The organism is Aerococcus sp. 1KP-2016 (assembly GCF_002252085.1).
GTDB lineage: Bacteria > Bacillota > Bacilli > Lactobacillales > Aerococcaceae > Aerococcus.
In genome coordinates, this window is sequence record NZ_NEEY01000033.1 from 1 (window position 1) to 20,818 (window position 20,818).

16 protein-coding genes and 2 pseudogenes are annotated in these 20,818 nt (G+C 38.3%); 13 read left to right on the forward strand and 5 right to left on the reverse strand.

Annotated features, from left to right (window positions below):
* Positions 1-88 (forward strand): IS3 family transposase (locus B9P78_RS10700; RefSeq protein WP_148138560.1); only part of this gene is annotated, 88 nt, incomplete at its 5' end.
* A 90-nt stretch (positions 89-178) separates the two neighbouring features.
* Here the strand turns inward: B9P78_RS10700 and def are convergent.
* Positions 179-747: pseudogene (def, locus tag B9P78_RS06730) on the reverse strand (peptide deformylase).
* 390 nt (positions 748-1,137) lie between these two features.
* Between def and pdhA the strand changes: the two are divergent.
* From pdhA to B9P78_RS06755, 5 genes are all read left to right on the forward strand, one after another.
* Positions 1,138-2,241, forward strand: a complete 1,104-nt coding sequence (gene pdhA, locus B9P78_RS06735) for a pyruvate dehydrogenase (acetyl-transferring) E1 component subunit alpha (protein ID WP_094518753.1) — start codon at positions 1,138-1,140, stop codon at positions 2,239-2,241.
* A 2-nt stretch (positions 2,242-2,243) separates the two neighbouring features.
* Positions 2,244-3,221, forward strand: coding sequence for an alpha-ketoacid dehydrogenase subunit beta (locus B9P78_RS06740; RefSeq protein ID WP_094518741.1), 978 nt, complete (start codon positions 2,244-2,246; stop codon positions 3,219-3,221).
* A gap of 103 nt (positions 3,222-3,324) precedes the next feature.
* Positions 3,325-4,974 (forward strand): 2-oxo acid dehydrogenase subunit E2, encoded by a 1,650-nt coding sequence (locus B9P78_RS06745; RefSeq protein WP_094518742.1) that lies wholly within the window; start codon positions 3,325-3,327, stop codon positions 4,972-4,974.
* 7 nt (positions 4,975-4,981) lie between these two features.
* Positions 4,982-6,394, forward strand: a complete 1,413-nt coding sequence (lpdA, locus tag B9P78_RS06750; RefSeq protein WP_094518743.1) for a dihydrolipoyl dehydrogenase — start codon at positions 4,982-4,984, stop codon at positions 6,392-6,394.
* A gap of 190 nt (positions 6,395-6,584) precedes the next feature.
* Entirely contained in the window at positions 6,585-7,667 is a 1,083-nt protein-coding gene (locus B9P78_RS06755) for a Gfo/Idh/MocA family protein (RefSeq protein WP_094518754.1), read from the forward strand.
* 60 nt (positions 7,668-7,727) lie between these two features.
* Here B9P78_RS06755 and B9P78_RS06760 read toward each other — a convergent pair whose 3' ends face one another.
* Positions 7,728-8,648: a MetQ/NlpA family ABC transporter substrate-binding protein gene (locus B9P78_RS06760; RefSeq protein WP_094518744.1), complete on the reverse strand. Its 921-nt coding sequence runs from the start codon at positions 8,646-8,648 to the stop codon at positions 7,728-7,730.
* Positions 8,649-8,790: 142 nt separating this feature from the next.
* Here B9P78_RS06760 and B9P78_RS06765 point away from each other — a divergent pair, with 142 nt between their 5' ends.
* From B9P78_RS06765 to typA, 3 genes are all read left to right on the forward strand, one after another.
* Complete coding sequence (locus B9P78_RS06765) at positions 8,791-9,066, forward strand: UPF0223 family protein (protein WP_094518745.1); 276 nt, start codon at positions 8,791-8,793, stop codon at positions 9,064-9,066.
* Positions 9,067-9,099: 33 nt separating this feature from the next.
* On the forward strand, positions 9,100-9,879 hold the full coding sequence (locus B9P78_RS06770; RefSeq protein WP_094518746.1) for an inositol monophosphatase family protein: 780 nt from the start codon (positions 9,100-9,102) through the stop codon (positions 9,877-9,879).
* Positions 9,880-10,116: 237 nt separating this feature from the next.
* Complete coding sequence (typA, locus tag B9P78_RS06775; RefSeq protein ID WP_094518747.1) at positions 10,117-11,955, forward strand: translational GTPase TypA; 1,839 nt, start codon at positions 10,117-10,119, stop codon at positions 11,953-11,955.
* 88 nt (positions 11,956-12,043) lie between these two features.
* Here typA and B9P78_RS06780 read toward each other — a convergent pair whose 3' ends face one another.
* Both B9P78_RS06780 and B9P78_RS06785 read right to left on the reverse strand, forming a co-directional pair.
* Positions 12,044-12,745 (reverse strand): ABC transporter ATP-binding protein, encoded by a 702-nt coding sequence (locus tag B9P78_RS06780; protein WP_094518748.1) that lies wholly within the window; start codon positions 12,743-12,745, stop codon positions 12,044-12,046.
* 11 nt (positions 12,746-12,756) lie between these two features.
* A complete protein-coding gene (locus B9P78_RS06785; protein ID WP_094518749.1) occupies positions 12,757-13,842 on the reverse strand; it encodes an ABC transporter permease in 1,086 nt (361 codons plus the stop codon).
* Between the two features lie 321 nt (positions 13,843-14,163).
* Between B9P78_RS06785 and B9P78_RS06790 the strand changes: the two genes are divergently transcribed.
* The 4 genes and pseudogenes from B9P78_RS06790 (at position 14,164) to B9P78_RS06805 (ending at position 20,661) form a co-directional block, all read left to right on the forward strand.
* The gene (locus B9P78_RS06790) at positions 14,164-15,501 is read left to right on the forward strand and encodes an FtsW/RodA/SpoVE family cell cycle protein (protein WP_094518750.1); all 1,338 of its coding nucleotides are present in this window, start codon (positions 14,164-14,166) and stop codon (positions 15,499-15,501) included.
* Between the two features lie 170 nt (positions 15,502-15,671).
* A pseudogene (locus B9P78_RS06795) lies at positions 15,672-19,095 on the forward strand (pyruvate carboxylase).
* Between the two features lie 263 nt (positions 19,096-19,358).
* Entirely contained in the window at positions 19,359-19,682 is a 324-nt protein-coding gene (locus B9P78_RS06800; protein WP_094518751.1) for a YlbG family protein, read from the forward strand.
* A gap of 148 nt (positions 19,683-19,830) precedes the next feature.
* A complete protein-coding gene (locus B9P78_RS06805; protein ID WP_094518752.1) occupies positions 19,831-20,661 on the forward strand; it encodes an alpha/beta hydrolase in 831 nt (276 codons plus the stop codon).
* A gap of 69 nt (positions 20,662-20,730) precedes the next feature.
* On the opposite strand, the gene B9P78_RS10705 is transcribed toward B9P78_RS06805, so the two are convergent.
* The coding region (locus B9P78_RS10705) for an IS3 family transposase (protein ID WP_148138560.1) at positions 20,731-20,818 on the reverse strand (88 nt) is incomplete at its 5' end.

Below are 20,818 nucleotides of genomic sequence, written 5' to 3' on the forward strand. Positions count from 1 at the left end.
TGAATTTTACAACAATCATCGTTATCAGAAAAAATTAAAAAAGATGACCCCGACTGCTTATCGGGATCATCTTTTGTGGGCAGTATAATGTTATTTTTTATTTGTTCAGTTTATTGGTAGGGGTTCAGTGATTTACTTGCTTTTCTTTTTTTTTTTGAAAAATGATTTTCAGATAAATTTATTCTTCATCTAAGAAAAATGTGTGTTCATCCATTTTGAATGGCGTCTCTTCATTGATGTGGTCGAAGAACATAACACCGTTCAAATGGTCAATTTCATGTTGTAACACGATTGCTTCATAACCAGAAAAACGTTTTTATATGAATTACCGTCTAAATCATTGTAAGTTACGGTGATGCGAGCATGACGGGGTACATACCCAGGTACATCGCGGTCTACTGATAAGCAACCTTCGCCTTCGCGTAGGCAAACACCTTCTACAGAATGACTCACGACACGTGGGTTTAAGAATACGCCTTCTAGTAACGGTTCAGCATCTGGATCAAACATGTCGGGGACTAGTAGTGCAGTCATTTGGATGGATACATTCACTTGAGGGGCAGCTAGACCAACACCACCTCTTAAACCATATTTTTCAGCTAGTTCTTCATCTTGGCTATTGTGTAAAAATTCCATCATATCAGCAGCTAATTGACGAATTTCGTCAGACACTGGGAAGGTAATTTTTTCAGCTTTCTTGCGTAAAGTTGGATGTCCTTCACGAATAATGTCATCCATAGTAATCAATCGTAACAACTCCTTTCAATTGTCTGTTTTAACTGAACTATTTTCTCATATATTTACAAGGAATGCAAAGAAATGGACTATTATAGAAAAAACAATCAAATGTAACAGTTTGATAGTTTTGAGTGATACAGTTTTCTCGGAAATGCAAATTAACTTTGGAAATGCAAAAATGAAAACTTGTTGAAAATGAGACTTGATAGGATTCCTATAAAAATAATGATGAAAGGGGTTCCCGAAATGTTCTCTGTATTATAATAGATTTTTTTGCAATTCTTGTAAAAAGATTGAAAAGGCTATCTTTATTTGATACAGTTACTCAGTAAGGCAAATAAAATAACACAGCTTTCAAAAGCAGCGTGAATTTTTATAAAAGAGAGGAATGTGTTACAAATGGCTAAATTACCAGTGGATTATGAAGCACAATTTGATGCAATCAGTGCTCAATTTCAAATGGTCCAAGTTTTGGATGAAGAAGGAAATGTTGTAAATCCTGACATTATACCTGATTTATCAGATGAAGAATTAGTAGAGTTAATGAAACGTATGGTTTTCTCACGTACACTTCATGAACGCTCAATGGCATTAGCAAAACAAGGTCGTTTAGGTTTCTATGCACCTACTTTAGGTCAAGAAGCTTCACAAATGGCGAGCTCATATGCCTTCACGAAAGATGACTGGTTATTCCCAGGATATCGTGATATCCCTCAATTAATTGCACATGGTTTAAAAATTTCTCAAGGTTTCCTATGGTCTCGTGGTCATGTAGAAGGAAACAATTATCCAGAAGATTTACATGCAATGCCACCACAAATCATCATTGGTGCACAATACATTCAAGCGATGGGATCAGCGCGTGCACAACAATTAAAAGGTGACAAAGCTGTTACATTCACTTATACAGGTGACGGTGGTTCATCTCAAGGTGATGTGTATGAAGGTTTGAACTACGCATCTCGTTATAAAGCACCTATCGTGTTCTTTATTCAAAATAATGGTTTTGCTATTTCAACACCACGCTACAAACAAACAGCTGCTGAAACGTTAGCACAAAAAGCAGTTTCAGTTGGTATTCCAGGTGTTCAAGTTGATGGTAATGACGCATTAGCTGTATATGCTGTTGCAAAACAAGCACGTGATTGGGCATTAGCTGGTAATGGTCCAGTGTTAATTGAAACAATTACTAACCGTTTAGGGGCCCACTCTACATCAGGTGATGATCCTAAAATCTATCGTACACAAGAAGATATTGATAGCTGGACTAAACGTGAACCATTAATCCGTATGCGTGTTTTCTTAGAAAACAAAGGATTATGGTCTGAAGAAATCGAAAATGAATACGTAGAACAAGTTCGTGAAGAAATTAAAGAAGCTGCAAAAGAAGCTGACTTAGCACCAAAACAAACTGTTTCTCAATTCCTATCTAACATGTTTGAAGTGCCAGGACAAAATATCGAAGAACAAATTGCAGCATATTCAGCAAAGGAGGCTAAATAATTATGGCTAACTTAACAATGGTCGAAGCGATTACGCAAGCACTTGACCAAGAAATGGCACGTGATGAAAAGGTTTACGTATTTGGTGAAGACGTAGGTAAAAATGGTGGGGTTTTCCGTGCCACAAAAGGTTTATTCGATAAATATGGCGAAGATCGAGTAAGCGATACGCCACTTTCTGAATCTGCAATTGGTGGTATGGCAATTGGTATGGCTTTGCACGGTTTCCGTCCAGTAATGGAAATTCAATTCTTTGGTTTCGTATTCGAAGTGATGGATTCATTAGCAGGTCAAATGAACCGTACGCGTTTCCGTATGGGACAAACGCGTAACTTACCAATTACAGTACGTTCACCATTTGGTGGTGGGGTACATACACCAGAAATGCATGCTGATTCATTAGAAGGTTTAATGGCACAAACACCAGGTTTAAAAGTTGTTATTCCTTCAAATCCATATGAAGCAAAAGGATTACTAACAGCTGCTATTCGCGACAATGATCCAGTTGTTTTCTTAGAACACATGAAATTATATCGTTCATTCCGTGAAGAAGTTCCAGAAGAACAATATACACTTGAAATTGGTAAAGCAAACGTTGTTCAAGAAGGTACTGATTTAACAATTATTGCTTATGGCTACATGGTTCGTGAAGCAATTAAAGCGGCTGAAGAATTAGGCAAAAATGGTGTTTCTGTAGAGATTGTTGATTTACGTACTGTTTCGCCATTAGATATGGAAACAATCACTAAATCAGTTGAGAAAACAGGTCGCGTTGTAGTTGTTCAAGAAGCACAACGTCAAGCAGGTATTGCGGATAAAGTTGCTTCAGAAATTTCGCAACGAAGCATTCTATCATTAGAAGAACCAATTAAAGTGGTTGCAGCACCTGATACAATCTTCCCATTCGGTATGGCTGAAAATGTTTGGTTACCTAATTCAGAAGATATTGTTGCAGCAGCAAACGAAATTACAGGCAAATAGTCAATTCAAGGTGAAGAGTAGGAAGGTCTCTTACTCTTCATTCGCTTGAATATGTATATTGGCGCAAGTACAGTAGTTATTTTAGAAGGGATGAAAAACAAATATGGCCTTTGTATTTAATTTACCAGATGTCGGCGAAGGTATGGCTGAAGGCGAAATCGTTTCATGGCTAGTAGCTGTAGGCGATCAAGTGAACGAGGAAGATCCAATCGTTGAAATTCAAAACGATAAATCTGTAGAAGAAATTTACTCACCTGTTTCAGGTAAAGTTACTGCCTTACACTATGCAGAAGGTGATGTTGCCATAGTAGGTACACCATTAATTACCTTCGAAGGTGAAGGGTTAGAGGACAATGCGGCAGCCGCACCAGCGACTGAAGAAGCACCAGCACCAGCAGCAGCAGCGCCAGCAACCTCAGCACCTGCGGCAGCAGCAACAGGTGGTGTTTACCAATTCAAATTACCTGACGTAGGTGAAGGTATGGCTGAAGGTGAAATCGTTTCATGGTTAGTTGCAGAAGGTGACGAAGTTAATGAAGAGGATTCATTAGTAGAAATCCAAAATGACAAATCAGTAGAGGAAGTAGCTTCTCCTGTAACTGGTAAAGTTGTACGTATCTTAGTAGAAGCGGGTACAGTTGCAAAGGTTGGCGATGTATTAGCTGAAATCGATGCACCAGGTCACAATGGAGCAGCCGTAGCAGCACCAGCTTCAACGCCTGCATCTCCAGCTCAAGAAGAGAAAGCAGTAGACGTAGCAGCGAATGTTGACGTACCAACAGCAGGATCAGTGCCAGTTGCATCAAATCCTAACAAACAAGTATTAGCTATGCCTTCTGTACGTCAATTTGCACGTGAAAAAGGTGTAGATATCACAGCCGTAAATGGTTCTGGTAAAAACGGACGCGTCTTACGTGAAGACATTGAAAACTTCAATGCAGCACCAACTGCAGCACCAGTAGCTGCAGCTTCTGAACCAGCAGTAAGTGCAGCAACTTCAGCTAAAGCGAGTGAACCTGCTAAAGTGACTGTTCCAACAAATAATGCTGACCGTGTTGAACGCGTGAAGATGACACCAATGCGTAAAGCAATCGCTAAAGCAATGGATACAGCTAACCACACAGCGCCAATGGTTACATTGTTCAAAGATGTGGAAGTTTCTCAATTATGGGATCACCGTAAGAAATTCAAAGATATTGCAGCTGAACGTGGAACTAAATTGACCTTCTTACCTTACGCTGTGAAAGCTTTAGTAGCAGCTGTTAAGAAATATCCTCAATTAAATGCTTCTATTGATGATGCTACACAAGAATTTGTATACAAACACTACTACAATATCGGTATTGCAACTGATACTGATGCGGGCCTATATGTGCCAAACATTAAGAATGCAGATACTCGTTCAATGTTCGATATCGCTGATATCATCAATGAAAATGCAGCTAAAGCACATTCTGGCGAATTAAAAGGCCCAGATATGGCCGATGGTACAGTTTCAATTTCTAACATTGGTTCTGTGGGCGGAGAATTCTTTACGCCACTCTTAAACTACCCAGAAACAGCTATCCTAGGATTTGGTGCTATCAAGTCTGAACCTGTTGTAAATGCTGAAGGCGAAGTAGTTGCGGGTCGCGTATTGAAATTATCATTAACATTTGACCACCGTATCGTAGACGGTGCAACTGGTCAAAAAGCGCTGAACGAAATCGCTCGTTTAATGGCTGACCCTGAATTATTATTGATGGAAGGATGATTATAGAATGGTAGTAGGCGCATTTGCAATTGAATTAGACACAGTTGTTATCGGTGCTGGACCTGGTGGCTATGTAGCTGCCATCCGCGCTGCACAATTAGGACAAAAAGTAGCAATCGTTGAACGCGAGTTTATCGGTGGGGTTTGCTTGAACGTAGGTTGTATTCCTTCAAAAGCCTTGATCCAAGCTGGCCATGCTTATCATAATGCTAAAGGTGGGGACGCTGTCTTTGGTGTTAGTTCAAATGATGTAACATTAGATTTCACAAAAACACAAGAATGGAAAGATAACACAGTAGTGAATACTTTAACTTCTGGTGTTGAAATGTTACTTAAAAAAAATAAAGTTGAAATTATCCGTGGTGAAGCTTACTTCAATAATGAACGTGAATTCACTGTGATGGGCGAAGGAGATACACACCAACTTTATTCATTCAATAATGCCATCTTAGCAACTGGTTCAAGCCCAATTCAAATCCCTGGCTTTAAATTTGGGGGCCGCGTAGTTGATTCAACAGGTGCATTAAACTTTAAAGAAGTTCCTGAAAAATTAGTTGTTATTGGTGGTGGTGTCATTGGTTCTGAATTAGGTATGGCATATGCTAATTTAGGTTCATCAGTAACAATCCTTGAAGGTTCTCCTCAATTATTACCAACTTTTGAAAAAGACATGGTAAAAGTTGTTGAAAAAGAAATGAAGAATATCGGTATTGAAACTGTTGTCAATGCAATGGCAAAAGAAGCTGTTGACAACGGCGACTCTGTAACTGTGAAATACGAAGTCAAAGGCGAAGCAAAAGAAGTTACCGCTGACTATGTATTGGTATCAGTTGGACGTCGTGCAAATACTTCTGATTTAGGTTTAGAAGCAATTGGTATTGAACTAACTGAACGCGGTTTAGTGAAAGTAGATAACCAAGGACGTACGTCAGTGAAAAACTTCTTTGCTATTGGTGACATCACTCCTGGTGCTGCTTTAGCACATAAAGCATCTTACGAAGGTAAAATCGCAGCTGAAGCAATCTCTGGTAAACCGGCTGCAATTGACTACAAAGTAATGCCATCAGTTGCCTATACTACACCTGAAATCGCATCTTACGGTTTAACTGAAAAAGAAGCGAAAGAAAAAGGTTTAGAAGTTAAAGCTACGAAATTCCCATTAGCGGGTAATGGTCGTGCCTTATCTTTAAACGCTGGTGAAGGTTTCATTCGTTTAGTCGCTACAAAAGATGATCATGTAATCGTTGGTGCACAAATGGTCGGTATCTCTGCTTCTGATGTTATGGCTGAATTAGGTTTAGCGATTGAAGCTGGCATGAATGCTGAAGATATTGCGTTAACTATTCACGGTCACCCAACATTGTCTGAAGCTGTAATGGATGCAGCTGAAGGTGTATTGGGTATGCCTATTCATATGTAGCAGTAAAGCTAGTATGCAAATGTATATTCAAACGAGAAAACCCTATGCAGTTTTATCTGCATGGGGTTATTTTTTGTGCATAAATAAGTAATATTCGTTGAATTATTTGCAGAATTTGCGGTTTAATAGAGTCGAAAGCAGTTTGAGTCAATTTGAAAAGAAATTCGAGCATAGGCATGCAGTGAATAAATTGGCAAATAGCGACGGAATAAATTATGAACCTAAAGGCAAGGTGAATTTAGTTGTAGAACCTGGAGAATTTAATGTTGGGGTCACAGCTTTAGATCACGAACATATTAACGGCATGTCTAATGGACTTATTGAGGCAGGTGCAACTATTAAATATGTTTACGATCCTGATCCTGAAAAGGTTGCAGCATACATAGAAGCTTTTCCGCAAGTGACAGTTGCCGAATCTTTAGATCAAATTCTGACTGATGAAAGTATCCATATGGTGGCTGCAGCAGCTGTGCCGAATTTGCGATTTGCTCTAGGAAATAAAGTCATGCGTGCTGGTAAAGACTATTTTACAGATAAAACGGATTTCACCAGCTTAGCACAATTAACTGAAACGAAAAAAGTAGCAGCAGAAACAGGCCGTCGTTACTTTGTCTATTTTTCAGAACGTTTGCATGTAGAAGCAGCGGTCTTAGCTGGTCAACTGATTGATGAGGGTAAAATTGGACGTGTAATTCAAGTAACGGGTTTTGGCCCACACCGATTAGATAAGGATATTCGTCCAGATTGGTTCTTCAAGAAAGAACAATATGGAGGGATTTTGGCCGATATTGGTTTACATCAAATTGAACAATTCCTATACTACACGAAAAATGATGACGCCAAAATTATTGCATCAAAGGTAGGTAACTACAATAATGAGGCAACACCAGAATTGGAAGATTATGGTGATGCCACACTAATTGGCGATAATGGCGCTAGCTTCTTCTTTAAGGTAGACTGGTTTACACCAGATGGCTTGCGTACTTGGGGTGATGGCCGTACTTTTATTACAGGAACAGAAGGTACGATTGAACTGAGAAAATATATCAATGTAGGTGAATCTGAGGATAAGGATCATGTATTTTTAGTGACAAAAGATGGGGAGAAACATTTCCAAGTAACAGGCAAGGTAGGATTTCCTTTCTTTGGTGAAATGATTCTGGATTCTTTAAATGGCACAGAAAATGCTATGACCCAAGCACATATTTTTAAAGCGCAAGAGTTATGTTTATTAGCGCAAGAGCAAGCGGAAGTAATTAATGTTGTAAAATAAATATGCATAACAAAAAACGCCTGGGGCAATCATTATGTCCCAGGCGTTTTATCATTTCAATTATTCTTGGTTAGCCACGTAAGTATCGTAATCAGCTTTTGGGTTATCATTATCTGTCCAAATCGGAATAGAAGAGCCAGCAGAAATTTCTTCAATTGCAGCGGCAGTTTCTTCAGATTGATAAGCAGCTACAATGGTTTGAATATCCGGATTGTCAACTTTGTCCTCTGTTGTCGTAATGATGTTTTTCTTAGCTGGGTCAATATTTGATGCATCATCAGTATCGACATAAATTGCATCAGCTGGATTTAAACCAGCGTCAGTTAACATATCACCACCGATAGTGATTAAGTCAGCATCGCCAAGTGAACGTGCAATTTGTGCAGGATCCATTTCAACGATTTCGATGTTTTTCAGATTATCCACCACATCCGCTTTTGTAGGTGCAAATCCAGCATCTTCATCTAATTTAATCAAACCGATTGCTTGTAAACCTAAGTAAGATCGTTCAGCGTTGGTTGCCGCGTTAGAGACAGCCACGGTTACACCGTCAGGAATACTTTCAACGTTAGGAATATCTTCTGTTGCAAAAATATACATTGGCGAAACAATTGAGTAAGCTATTGGGACAATTTTAGAATCACCTTTATCTGCTGCATAGGCACTTAAGAAGGCTGTATGTTGAAAAGCGTTTAAGTCTAAATCGCCTTCTTCTAAGGCAACATTAGGTTGATTGTAATCAGAGAATGTGACTACTTCTAAGTCAATGCCTTGATCAACTAAACGATCGGCAACGCCTTCCCAGATTTCTGCTGAAACATCACCAACGACACCAATTGAATATTCACGAGTTGATTCACTAGACTCAGTTGTGCTTGCTGTTGAACTAGATGATTCACTTGTTGTATTGGCGCCACAAGCCGTTAATACAAGTGCACTTGTAAAGGCAACTCCTGTGATAAAAACTTTTCTTAAATTCATCTTACTCCCCCTTAAAAACTATTCCTTATCATTTTAAGCTAGATCGCAAACGTAATCAATGTATGTAACTTGTAAGTGAAAATATATTTTTGCCGACATTTCCTATATAATGATGGTGCAATAGTTCAAATGGAGGAATATCATGGCAGATAATTATCAATACCCTTTAGACTTAGGCTGGACGCCGCAAGAAATGGCAACCGTAGTCCGGATGTGGAATGCATTAGAACAAGCATATGAGGGCGGTATAGATCGCGAAGATTTATTAGCTAGATATCGGGCATTTAAAGAAGTTGTTCCGAGTAAAATGGAAGAAAAACAATTGGGTAACGCTTTTGAAAAAGCATCCGGTTATCAATTATATGGCACGATTAAAAAGGCGAAAAATAGCGAAAGCAAAAAAATTATGATGCCTTAATATGGCAGCATGATACGTAACTAGGAGGAAGAAATGAATTTAGAGGAACGCGCAACTCTTGTAAGAGAGTGGGTGGGTGAAGTGGCGACGTATATTCGCCAGCAGTTTGAAAAGGAAATACAAGTACAAACAAAATCACATCGAACTGACTTAGTAACAAATGTCGACCAAGCCGTTGAAGTTTTTTTTAGAGAGAAAATCACAGCACATTTCCCACAAGATCAATATTTTGGAGAGGAAAAAATGGGCGAGAATCCAATAAATCTAGCTGGACCAGTTTGGATTGTAGATCCCATTGATGGTACAGTCAATTTTGTTTTACAACAAAATCACTTTGCTATTATGTTAGGCTATTATGAAGATGGCGAAGGTAAATTGGGTGTTATTTATGATGTAATAAATGATGATTATTTTGAAGCTATTACGGGTAAGGGGATACGAAGGAACGGGGCACCTTTTACCCCGCCCTATACAGATAAGCATTTAGAGCAATCGCTTATTTCCATCAATGGTGGTATGGTGATGCGCAATGTGTACCATGTACAAGAATTAGTGTATGCCGCTATGGGCTTACGAATTTATGGTTCAGCGGGTATTGAAATTATTGCCCTTATGAAGGGTGAGATTGCAGCTTATATCTCCCCTCGATTACAACCATGGGATATAGCAGCAGGTATGGTTTTTGCTAAAGAGATGGGGCTAAAAGTTAGTCAACTGTCAACAGAACCCGTAAATCTATTACAAGCAAATGCTGTTATTATCGCATATCCGTCAACTTATGACCGGATGATTGGTAATTTTAAAAACCAATAAAGCGTGGTCATTGTTTTTTTCTTTGAGCAGAATCGCGTTACTAGGCGTATACTTATCACGTATAATGAAAAAAACTAGTAATTTAAAAGGAATAATGATACGATATTATGGCGGTTTTATTGCGAGAAACTTTAAAAAGTTTAAAAGTAAGGGATTTTACGGTAAAACGGTTTCATAAACTGAACAAGTAATTTATACAAAAATGTATTTATTATATAAATGGAGGAATTTTAAAAAATGGCAAAACGTGATGATATTCGTAATGTAGCAATCATTGCCCATGTTGACCACGGTAAAACTACCTTGGTTAACCAATTGTTGGAACAATCAGACACTTTAGATGAACGTACACAAATTGATGAGCGTGCAATGGATTCTAACGATATCGAAAAAGAACGTGGTATCACAATTCTAGCAAAAAATACAGCAGTAAACTATAAGGGTTACCACATCAATATCATGGATACTCCAGGACATGCCGATTTCGGTGGTGAAGTGGAACGTATCATGACAATGGTTGACGGTGTTGTCCTTGTTGTTGATGCTTATGAAGGTACAATGCCTCAAACACGTTTTGTATTGAAAAAAGCCTTTGAAGCTAACGTTACACCTATCGTAGTTGTAAATAAAATTGATAAACCATCTGCTCGTCCTTCTGAAGTAGTTGACGAAGTATTAGACCTTTTCATCGAACTAGGTGCAGATGACTCAATGTTAGACTTCCCAGTTGTTTATGCATCTGCATTAAGTGGTACATCTAGCTTGTCTGATGATCCAGCAGATCAACTTGAAACAATGGAACCAATTTTTGATACAATTATTTCAGAAATCCCAGCACCTGAAGACAATTCAGATGAAGGATTACAATTCCAAGTATCATTATTAGACTATAACGACTATGTTGGTCGTATTGGTATTGGACGTGTATTCCGCGGTAAGATTGCCGTTGGTGACACAGTTACCTTAATGAAATTAGATGGTACTGAAAAGAACTTCCGTGTAACAAAATTATTTGGTTTCTTAGGTCTAGACCGTGTTGAAATCGAAGAAGCTAAAGCGGGTGACTTGATTGCCGTTTCTGGTATGGAAGATATCTTCGTTGGTGAAACAGTTGTTTCGACTGATGCTAAGGAAGCTTTAGAACCATTGCGTATCGATGAACCAACATTACAAATGACATTCTTAACAAATGATTCACCATTTGCAGGTCGTGAAGGTAAGTACGTTACTTCTCGTAAATTGGAAGAACGTTTACGTTATGAATTGCATACAGATGTTTCACTACGTGTAGAAAACACTGATTCACCAGATCAATGGATTGTTTCAGGTCGTGGGGAATTACATTTATCTATCTTAATTGAAAATATGCGTCGTGAAGGCTATGAATTACAAGTGTCACGTCCAGAAGTAATCATTAAAGATATTGATGGCGTAAAATCTGAACCATTTGAATTAGTTCAAATTGATACACCTGAAGAGTACCAAGGTTCGATCATTGATGCATTAAACCAACGTCGTGGTTCAATGTTAGACATGATTTCAACTGGTTTAGGTACAACTCGTTTAACTTATCATGTACCAGCTCGTGGTATGATTGGTTTCACTACATACTTCATGACATTAACGCATGGTTACGGAATCTTAAACCATACATTTGATCACTACGGTCCATACATCAACGAACCAATCGGTGGTCGTCGTAATGGGGCGTTAGTATCAACTGATACTGGTAAAGCTTCTACATACGGTATCATGCAAGTAGAAGACCGTGGTACAATCTTTGTTAACCCAGGTACGGAAGTATATGGTGGTATGATCGTTGGTGAAAATACACGTGAAAATGATATCGTGGTTAACATCATCCGTACGAAGAACTTGACTAACGTTCGTTCTTCTAATAAAGACCAAACTGCTACAATCAAAACACCTAAGATCATGACTCTTGAAGAATCATTAGAGTTCATGGACGAAGATGAATTCTGTGAAGTAACACCAGAAAGCATTCGTTTACGTAAAGCAATCTTAAACGAATCAGAACGTGCGAAAGCAGCTAAAAAGAAAAACTCTAACCGTTAATTTGGTTTAAATCAATAGAAAATCCCTGGTCTGTAGTAACTACGGACCAGGGATTTTTTTGTCATCAATCTATTTTTTAATTTGTTGTTTAAAGTTGGCCAAAGGCATGTATATCAATGCCACGCTCTAAGTGGAGTTCGCCATCTTCCATGTAGTAAACCTTGTCACATTGATCAATTAATCGTTGGTCATGTGTCACCATTACGACTGCTTTTCTACCATTTTTTGCCTGTTTGGCTAAAATTTCTACTACTTCATAGGCATTTTGGGTATCCAAACTGGCTGTTGGTTCATCAGCCAAAATGATAGAGGGTCGGTTGAATAGGGCTTTTGCGATGGCGACACGCTGGCGTTCACCACCTGATAACTCGTTTGGATATTTGTCTTTTAAATGCAATATATGTAGCTGTTCCAGTAAACTTTCAGCCTGTTGTTGATTGAATTTTTCTTTTGCAACGAGATTGAGTAATTGTAATTGATCTAATACGTTTAAAAAAGGGACTAAATTGGCAGATTGTAAAATAAATCCAATGTCGTTAAAACGAATTTTAGCACGCACTTTCTCAGATTCAGTTGAGAAGGCATGGTCGTTAATTGTAATTTCACCTGTGTCAGGTTGCTGTAGTCCACCCATAATAGTGAGGAGTGTGCTCTTACCAGAACCACTGGGACCAATAATGGCAACAAATTCTCCAGCTTCTATAGCAAAACTAGTTGATTGTAAGGCTTTAAACTGGTTACGGCCTTGGCCAAAAGTTTTTGTGATTTGTATCGCTTGAATGGTAGTCATTATTTCACTCCTTATCCGATAGCTTGAAGAGGGCTTATTTTTGCAATTACGCCTACTGAAAAGAGCGAACCTAGAATGGCAAAACTAATAGTTATACCGGTGATGATAGCAAAATATAGAGGGTTTATTGCAAAAGGTACACTTGTGGGTAGAAAATAGGCTGTTATAATCGTTAAGGACAGTCCAATACCGGATCCAAGGGAAGCTAAGATAAATGTTTGACCAACGACGGATGTGCCAATAAAACTTGTAGGTATACCTTGTGCTTTCATTACACCAAAAACATCAATTTTTTGGACAGTTAATACATACATAAAGATACCGATGACGATTGAAGCGATGACCACTAGAAAAATAATCATAAATGAAAAGGTTAATACTTGTGCGGAATAACCTGGTAAATTATTAATAAATTCATTAATAGGATATAAGGTTAAACTGTCATCAGACAGACTGATTTTGTCAGGGTCATCAGTGCGTATCACGAAGGCACTCACGATGTCTGGGGCATTTGGATTCGCTAAACTACGAATCGTTTGGTAGGTTGATAGGTTGGTATAGAGTACCGGTGCAACATTAAATTTAGCTTCGTCTGTAAAACCTACTATAGTAATTCTTTTATCAATGATAGAAAGTGGTAATTCATCACCAATTGCTAATCCATACTCTTCTTGGAGAGATATATCCGCTACTGCTTCAAAGTCATCACTGAATAGGTTTCCTTCTATGATATTTGGGGCAAGGAAATTGTCCGCTTCAACACCAAAAATGGTGCTTGAAATTTTATCTTCCGCATCGGTATCAGGGTTACTTGTCAGAACAACTGGTTGTTGGCCTAGTTTCGCTATGGCATCTGCACCTTGTATGGCAGATAGGGCACTAGTTTCTACCATAGACATATTGATAGTACTATTCGCTTCATCACTTAATACAATTGCATCGGCTTGCCATTTATCAATGCTTGTTCGATTATCTTGAGCTAAACCGTATGCTAGTACCGTTAAAAAATAGACGAGATAGGAAACTAAGACTAAAACACCTATAATTAAGAGATAACGTGACTTATTAAATAAAATTTCTTTCCATGCTAAAAACATAATAATTCCTCTTTAATGATGACATATTTTAAGAAAAGGGTAAAAATATTTGAAATGTCCAACACTCAAATGATAACTTAAAAATAAAAAAACACAAGGCTTTTTGAGTAAGCGCATGCAGAAATGATTAGCTATAATTATTAATGAAGGATTTGCTGAGGTATCTTTGGTTGACTTCAAATTATGATATAATGGACGGACGAATGCAAGTATTATTGTTAACAAAGTCGTATGATCATCTATCCATGGATAGATTTGCCTATTAGGCAGATAAAGAATAGTTTTTGGTTTAGTATAACCATCAAATAAAGGAGGGCTATCATGAGTCACCAAGAAAATGCTGGACACTCTGTAGCTGAAAAAATAAAAACAAAACATGAGCAAGCAATACAAATAGAAAATAGTACAAATAGTGATGATATTCAACCAGGTAAATTACGTACATTTTGGCATTGGTTTACAGGTCGATTTGCCGATCTGGATGGGGTAGTATTCATTCTGTATATTATCTTACTCGCAGTTGGTTTGTTAATGGTAACAACGGCCTCGTCCTATCGTGCAACAGCAGAAGGTAATCCAACCTATTATTACCTTATGCGACAAGCCTTATTCGCTGGTGTTGGTTTTATCGCACTTATTTTAATTTTTTTGATGAATTCAAAATTTTGGCGTAAAAAAGGCATGCAAAGATTGATATATATTGTTATTTTAGGCCTATTCATCTTAACAACTTTTTTGGGTAGAACCATCAACGGGGCACAAGGTTGGCTATTTATAGGGCCCGTGTCCATACAACCAGTAGAGTTCGCCAAGCCTGCTTTAGTTATTTTACTAGCACATTATTTAAGCAAAAGTGACGTTCAAGAAAGTTTGTTGAAGGCGAAGAATCCTATTCAATTGATGAAGGAGCATTGGCAACCTTTACTATATATTGCAGTTTGGTTAGGTTTAATTCTTAATTTCCCTGATGTTGGTGGGGTCCTAATCCTAACCTCAATACTGGCTTTAATGGTCTTAAATGCAGGACTACCTACATCGTGGTTGCGTAATACAGTTATGGCCGCAATAGGTGTGTACTTTATCGTTATTTTAGTATTTCGATTTGTAGATTTATCACATATTGACAATTATCAAGTTCAACGATTTACGGCTTTTATTGATCCCTTCAAAGATGCTCGAGATGCGGGGCTACAATTAGTATATGGCTATTATGCCTTTGCGAATGGCGGTATTCTTGGTTTGGGTGCAGGGAATTCAATTCAAAAATTAGGTTATTTACCTGAAGCACATAATGACTTTATCATGGCAATCGTTGGCGAAGAATTTGGCCTGTGGGGGGTACTTGGTATCTTATTCTTATACTTTGGCTTAGTCCTATACATTTTTTATCGTGCACAACAAATGAAACGTACCTATCATCAGCTAGTACTTCTTGGTGTGGGCGCCTACTTCTTCATCCAAGCTTTCGTCAATTTAGGGGGCGTGCTAGGTTTAATTCCATTAACTGGGGTAACTTTCCCATTTATGTCTTATGGGGGCTCAAGTTTATTGGTTACAAGTATTATGATAGGGATTGCCTTGAACATACTACGAACAGAAAAACAAATGAGTCGTACTTCGTTACAACAAAATTTGCAAAAAGAAAAACGTGAGGTTTAAAACCTTGCGTTTTTTTGTCTCGCTATAAGGAACAAAAGATTACAAAAAAATGAGAAAGCTATCATTTTTCTGCACAATGGGGATTAAAAATGAATGAATCTATGGTACAATGAGCGAGTGAAACAAAGCGTCTAGCAAATCAATGACGTAGGAGAGGAAGGCAATATATGATTAACAAAGTCTTAGTAGCGAATCGTGGAGAAATCGCCATTCGTATTTTTCGAGCGTGTTTTGAGCTTGGCATTCAAACAGTAGCAGTATATTCTCAAGAAGATGAAGGGTCAGTTCATCGTTTTAAAGCCGATGAATCATATCGTCTATCAAGTGAAAAGAAAGCTGTAGCTGCATACTTAGATATTGAAACCATTATTCAAATAGCCAAAGATTCTGGTGCAGATGCAATTCACCCTGGTTATGGATTCTTATCAGAGAACACTGAATTTGCGCGTCGTTGTGAAGAAGAAGGTATTAAATTTATCGGACCATCATATGAAATTTTAGATATGTTTGGTGACAAGGTAAAAGCCCGTGAAGCAGCTAGAAAAGCAAATATTCCATTGATTCCAGGTTCTGATGGACCTGTTAGTAGCCTTGAAGAAGTCGTAGCATTTGGTAACGAAGCAGGCTATCCAATTATTATTAAAGCGGCTCTTGGTGGTGGTGGACGTGGTATGCGTGTTGTACGTTCTGAAGATGAAGTTGCTGAACAATATCGCATGGCTGTATCTGAAGCGACAAAAGCATTTGGTTCAGGTGAAGCATACGTAGAAAAATACGTAGAAGGACCAAAACATATTGAAGTACAAGTGATTGCCGATGAACAAGGCAATACCATGCATTTATGGGAACGTGACTGTTCAGTTCAACGTCGTCATCAAAAAGTGGTTGAAGTTGCGCCAACAGTTAATATGTCAATGGAATTGCGTAACCGCATCTGTAATTCTGCCCGTGATTTCTTAGATTCTGTGGATTATGCTAATGCAGGTACAGTTGAATTCTTACTTGATGGCGAAGATTTTTACTTTATTGAAGTGAATCCTCGTGTTCAAGTAGAACATACAATTACAGAGCAAATCACTGGTGTAGATATCGTTCAAACACAAATCCGTATTGCAGCAGGTGAAAGCTTAGCCGAAATCGGACTTCCTAAACAAGAAAATCTACCATTAAACGGGTTTGCTATTCAATGTCGTGTAACAACTGAAGATCCAACTAACAATTTCTTCCCTGATACAGGTAAGATCAATACTTACCGTTCTCCAGGTGGATTCGGTGTGCGTTTAGATGCTGGTAATGGTTTCCAAAATACTGTTGTTAGTCCATACTTTGACTCAATGATTGCGAAATTGATTACTTACGGTACAACTTTCGAAGATACTGTAGCCAAAATGGACCGTTCTTTACGAGAATACCGGGTTCGTGGTGTGAAAAACAATATTCCTTTCCTAAGAAATGTTGTCAACCATCCTGTATTCCAAAATGGTACGGCCAATACTGTATTTATTGATAACACACCGGAACTATTCAACTTCCCTAAAGGTCGTAACCGTGACCGTGGGAACAAAGTATTACAATACATCGGTGATATCACTGTCAATGGCTTCCCAGGTATTGAAAAAGAAAAAGGTATCTTTGACCCCGTGGTTAAACCAGATATCGAAATCGTATCTGCCAAAGGACTAACTGCCAAACAAATTTTAGACCGTGATGGCGCTAAAGGTGTTCAAGATTTCGTTCGAAATTCTAAAGAACTACTATTAACTGATACAACAATGCGTGATGCACATCAATCATTGATTGCTACACGTATGCGTACACGTGATATGTTAACACCATCGCAAATTATGGAAGATGCCTTACCAAACTTGTTCTCTATGGAAGTTTGGGGTGGTGCAACGTTCGATGCATCTTTCCGTTTCCTAACTGAAGATGCATGGAGTCGTCTAGAACAATTGCGTGCAGCAATGCCAAATACCTTGCTACAAATGTTGTTCCGTGGTTCTAATGCAGTAGGATATACATCATACCCAGATAACACATTGAAAGCCTTTATCGATCAAGCCGCAGCAAGTGGCATCGATGTCTTCCGTGTCTTTGACTCATTGAACTGGACAAAACAAATTGAAAAACCACTTCAATATGTAAAAGAAGCAGGTAAACTAGCAGAAGCGACTATGTGTTACACAGGGGATATCTTAAACCCGAATCGTAGCAAATACTCATTAAATTACTATGTCAATCTAGCAAAAGAACTAGAATCAATGGGTGCAGATATTATTGCCGTAAAAGACATGGCTGGGTTGTTAAAACCACAAGCAGCTTACGCTTTGATTTCTGAATTAAAAGAACATGTGAACGTGCCAATTCACTTGCATACGCATGATACTGCAGGTAACGGTATCTTGACATATGCTGAAGCATCACGAGCAGGCGTAGATATTGTTGACGTTGCTAGCTCTGCTTTCGCATCAACAACTTCACAACCATCAATGCAATCACTATACTATGCAATGGAATATGATGACCGTAAACCAGCAATTCATATCCAAAATGCAGAGAAAATTAATCAATACTGGTTAGGCGTACGTTCATACTATGATGAATTTGCATCAGGCTTGGAAGGACCAGAAACAGAAATCTACGATACAGAAATGCCAGGTGGCCAATATACAAACTTGCAACAACAAGCGAAATCAGTTGGTTAGGTAGTCGTTGGAATGATATCAAGAAAATGTATCACGACGTCAACTTCTTATTTGGTGATATCGTAAAAGTTACACCTTCATCTAAAGTAGTGGGTGACATGACCTTGTTCATGGTGCAAAATGACTTAACAATTGAAAATTCTTTGAAGAAGGTAAAAAATACGACTTCCCACAATCAGTGATTGATTTATTCAAAGGTAAAATTGGTCAACCAGAAGGTGGTTTCCCTAAAGATGTACAAGACATCATCTTAAAAGGTGAAGCAGCTACGACTAAACGACCAGGTGAATTATTAGCGCCAATTGATTTCGACGCTAAACGCCAAGAATTAATCGCACGTTTGGAAGACGATGACGTGGATGACAAAGATGTATTATCTTACATCATGTACCCAGACGTATTCGTTGATTACCGTCGTAAATTAGAACGATACTCTGATGTATCTATTATCCCAACGCCAACATTCTTCTACGGCATGAAGACCGGAGAAACTGTGAATGTGGAAATTCAAAAGGGTAAAGTATTATACATTCGCTTAATTCAAATTGGTGAACTTGACGAAACTGGTCAACGTATTGTCTTCTTTGAATTAAACGGTCAATCTCGTGAAATTGTCGTTCGCGATGCAAATGCAAAAACAGTTGCAGCCGTTAGACGTAAAGCTGATCATGGTAACACCAACCATATTGCAGCCACAATGCCTGGTACGATCTTAGACGTTCAGGTGAAACAAGGGGACGAAATTGAAGAAGGTCAATTACTATTGATTTCAGAAGCCATGAAGATGGAAACGACCCTTAAAGCACCACGTAAAGCAGTAGTCAAAGAATTACTTGTAACCAGTGGAGACCAAGTAAACTCAGGCGACTTATTATTAGTGTTAGAATAATCAGAGTGCGACAAAAACCGTTCAGCCCTCAACCAGTGGAAGATTTGCGCCCGTGATGACGTTAGTCATCGCCAGCAAATCTGAAGTGGGCAGAGGGTAGGATTTTGGAACATGTTTAAACAGAGTGCGATAAGAGGCGTTCAGATTTGAAGAGGGCTGGGCAGATTTGTCCCAGCCCTTTTTCAATTGGTTTAGGGCTGTAATTTCCCAATTTTCCTGTTACAATAAGAATAATAGGAACTTTGTAAAAGGATGTCGATGAGATGAGCATTTATGACAATCAACAAACACGTCAAGAATTGATCGTGTGGATGTATTCCAATAAAAAAGTAAAACAATTACAAAAGTATGGCTTTGTTTACTATATTTCAAAAAAAATGAAATACGCCGTTTTATACACGGATATCAACGATGCGGAACCAGTGCAACGTAATTTAGAAAAATTACACTTTGTACGAGAGGTAGAAATTTCGCCTCGTCAATCAATGACTACTGATTATACAGCGTCATTTGATGCCTATGTTGAGAAAGTAAAGGCAGAGAAAAATGCCAATTCTGAACAAAGTCAAGTAGAAATACATTCATAAAGAGAGAAGGCTGAGACAATTCCGTGTCTCAGCCTTTGTTATAATGTGGTTTTTACAGGGTTTAAAAATGAGTTATGAATATTCACTTGGTCACTAGGTGAAATTTTAGTATAGTAAAGGTATAAGTTATATTCGGGGGGAAGCGTGCATGGACCATAGCCCATTTTTTTATTTAGCACTTCATGAGCACATATTAGATGTGCCATATACGCAATTGAAAAGGCGGATTCGTGTTTTATTACCAAAAGATTACCATCAACATCCAGAAAAGAAATATCCTGTTGTTTACATGCAGGATGGTCAGAATGTCTTTCACTCCAAGGAAGCTTTCTCGAAACATTCATGGAAAATGATTCATGCCATTAAACGTAATCCAGACTTGCCACAAATGATCGTTGTAGGTATCGATAACGGTGAAGAATTGCGCACACTCGAATATCTACCTTGGACTATTAAAGGCGCCTATGACCCCACTTTAAACGGACGTGGTGGTAGGGGAGCAGAGTATGCAGAGTTTGTGATGACGATTGTGAAGCAATTTGTCGATAGTCATTACCGAACTAAGATGGATGCTGAACATACAGCTGTAATTGGTTCTTCATTTGGTGCAACAATTTCAACGTTTTTAGGGGCAGCCTATAAGGAACAAATCGGACGCTTAGGTATATTTTCTCTAACTAATTGGGCGGTTGCTGATGATTTTGATCGTTTTATTGAACGAACAAAACTACCAGCTAGCCAACGTATTTACATTGAATGTGGTACCGAAGAAGGCGATGAAATTGATGAAATGATCATTGGTCCGTATACCGAACAAGCCTATATTTCAGATGCTGTGAAATATAGCCAACAAGTTATTCGAGCAGGTGTTGATTTAGAAAATGTTTCCTTGAATATTTTTCATGGAGATGAACACTCAGAAAAATATTGGTCCAAACATATACCAGACTGTTTACGATTTATCACACTAGGCTGGTAGACCATAATAAAAAGGAGCGGGTAAGCCACTTGAACCCCTACCAATAAACTGAACAAATAAAAAAGAACATTATACTGCCCACAAAAGATGATCCCGATAAGCAGTCGGGGTCATCTTTTTTAATTTTTTCTGATAACGATGATTGTTGTAAAATTCA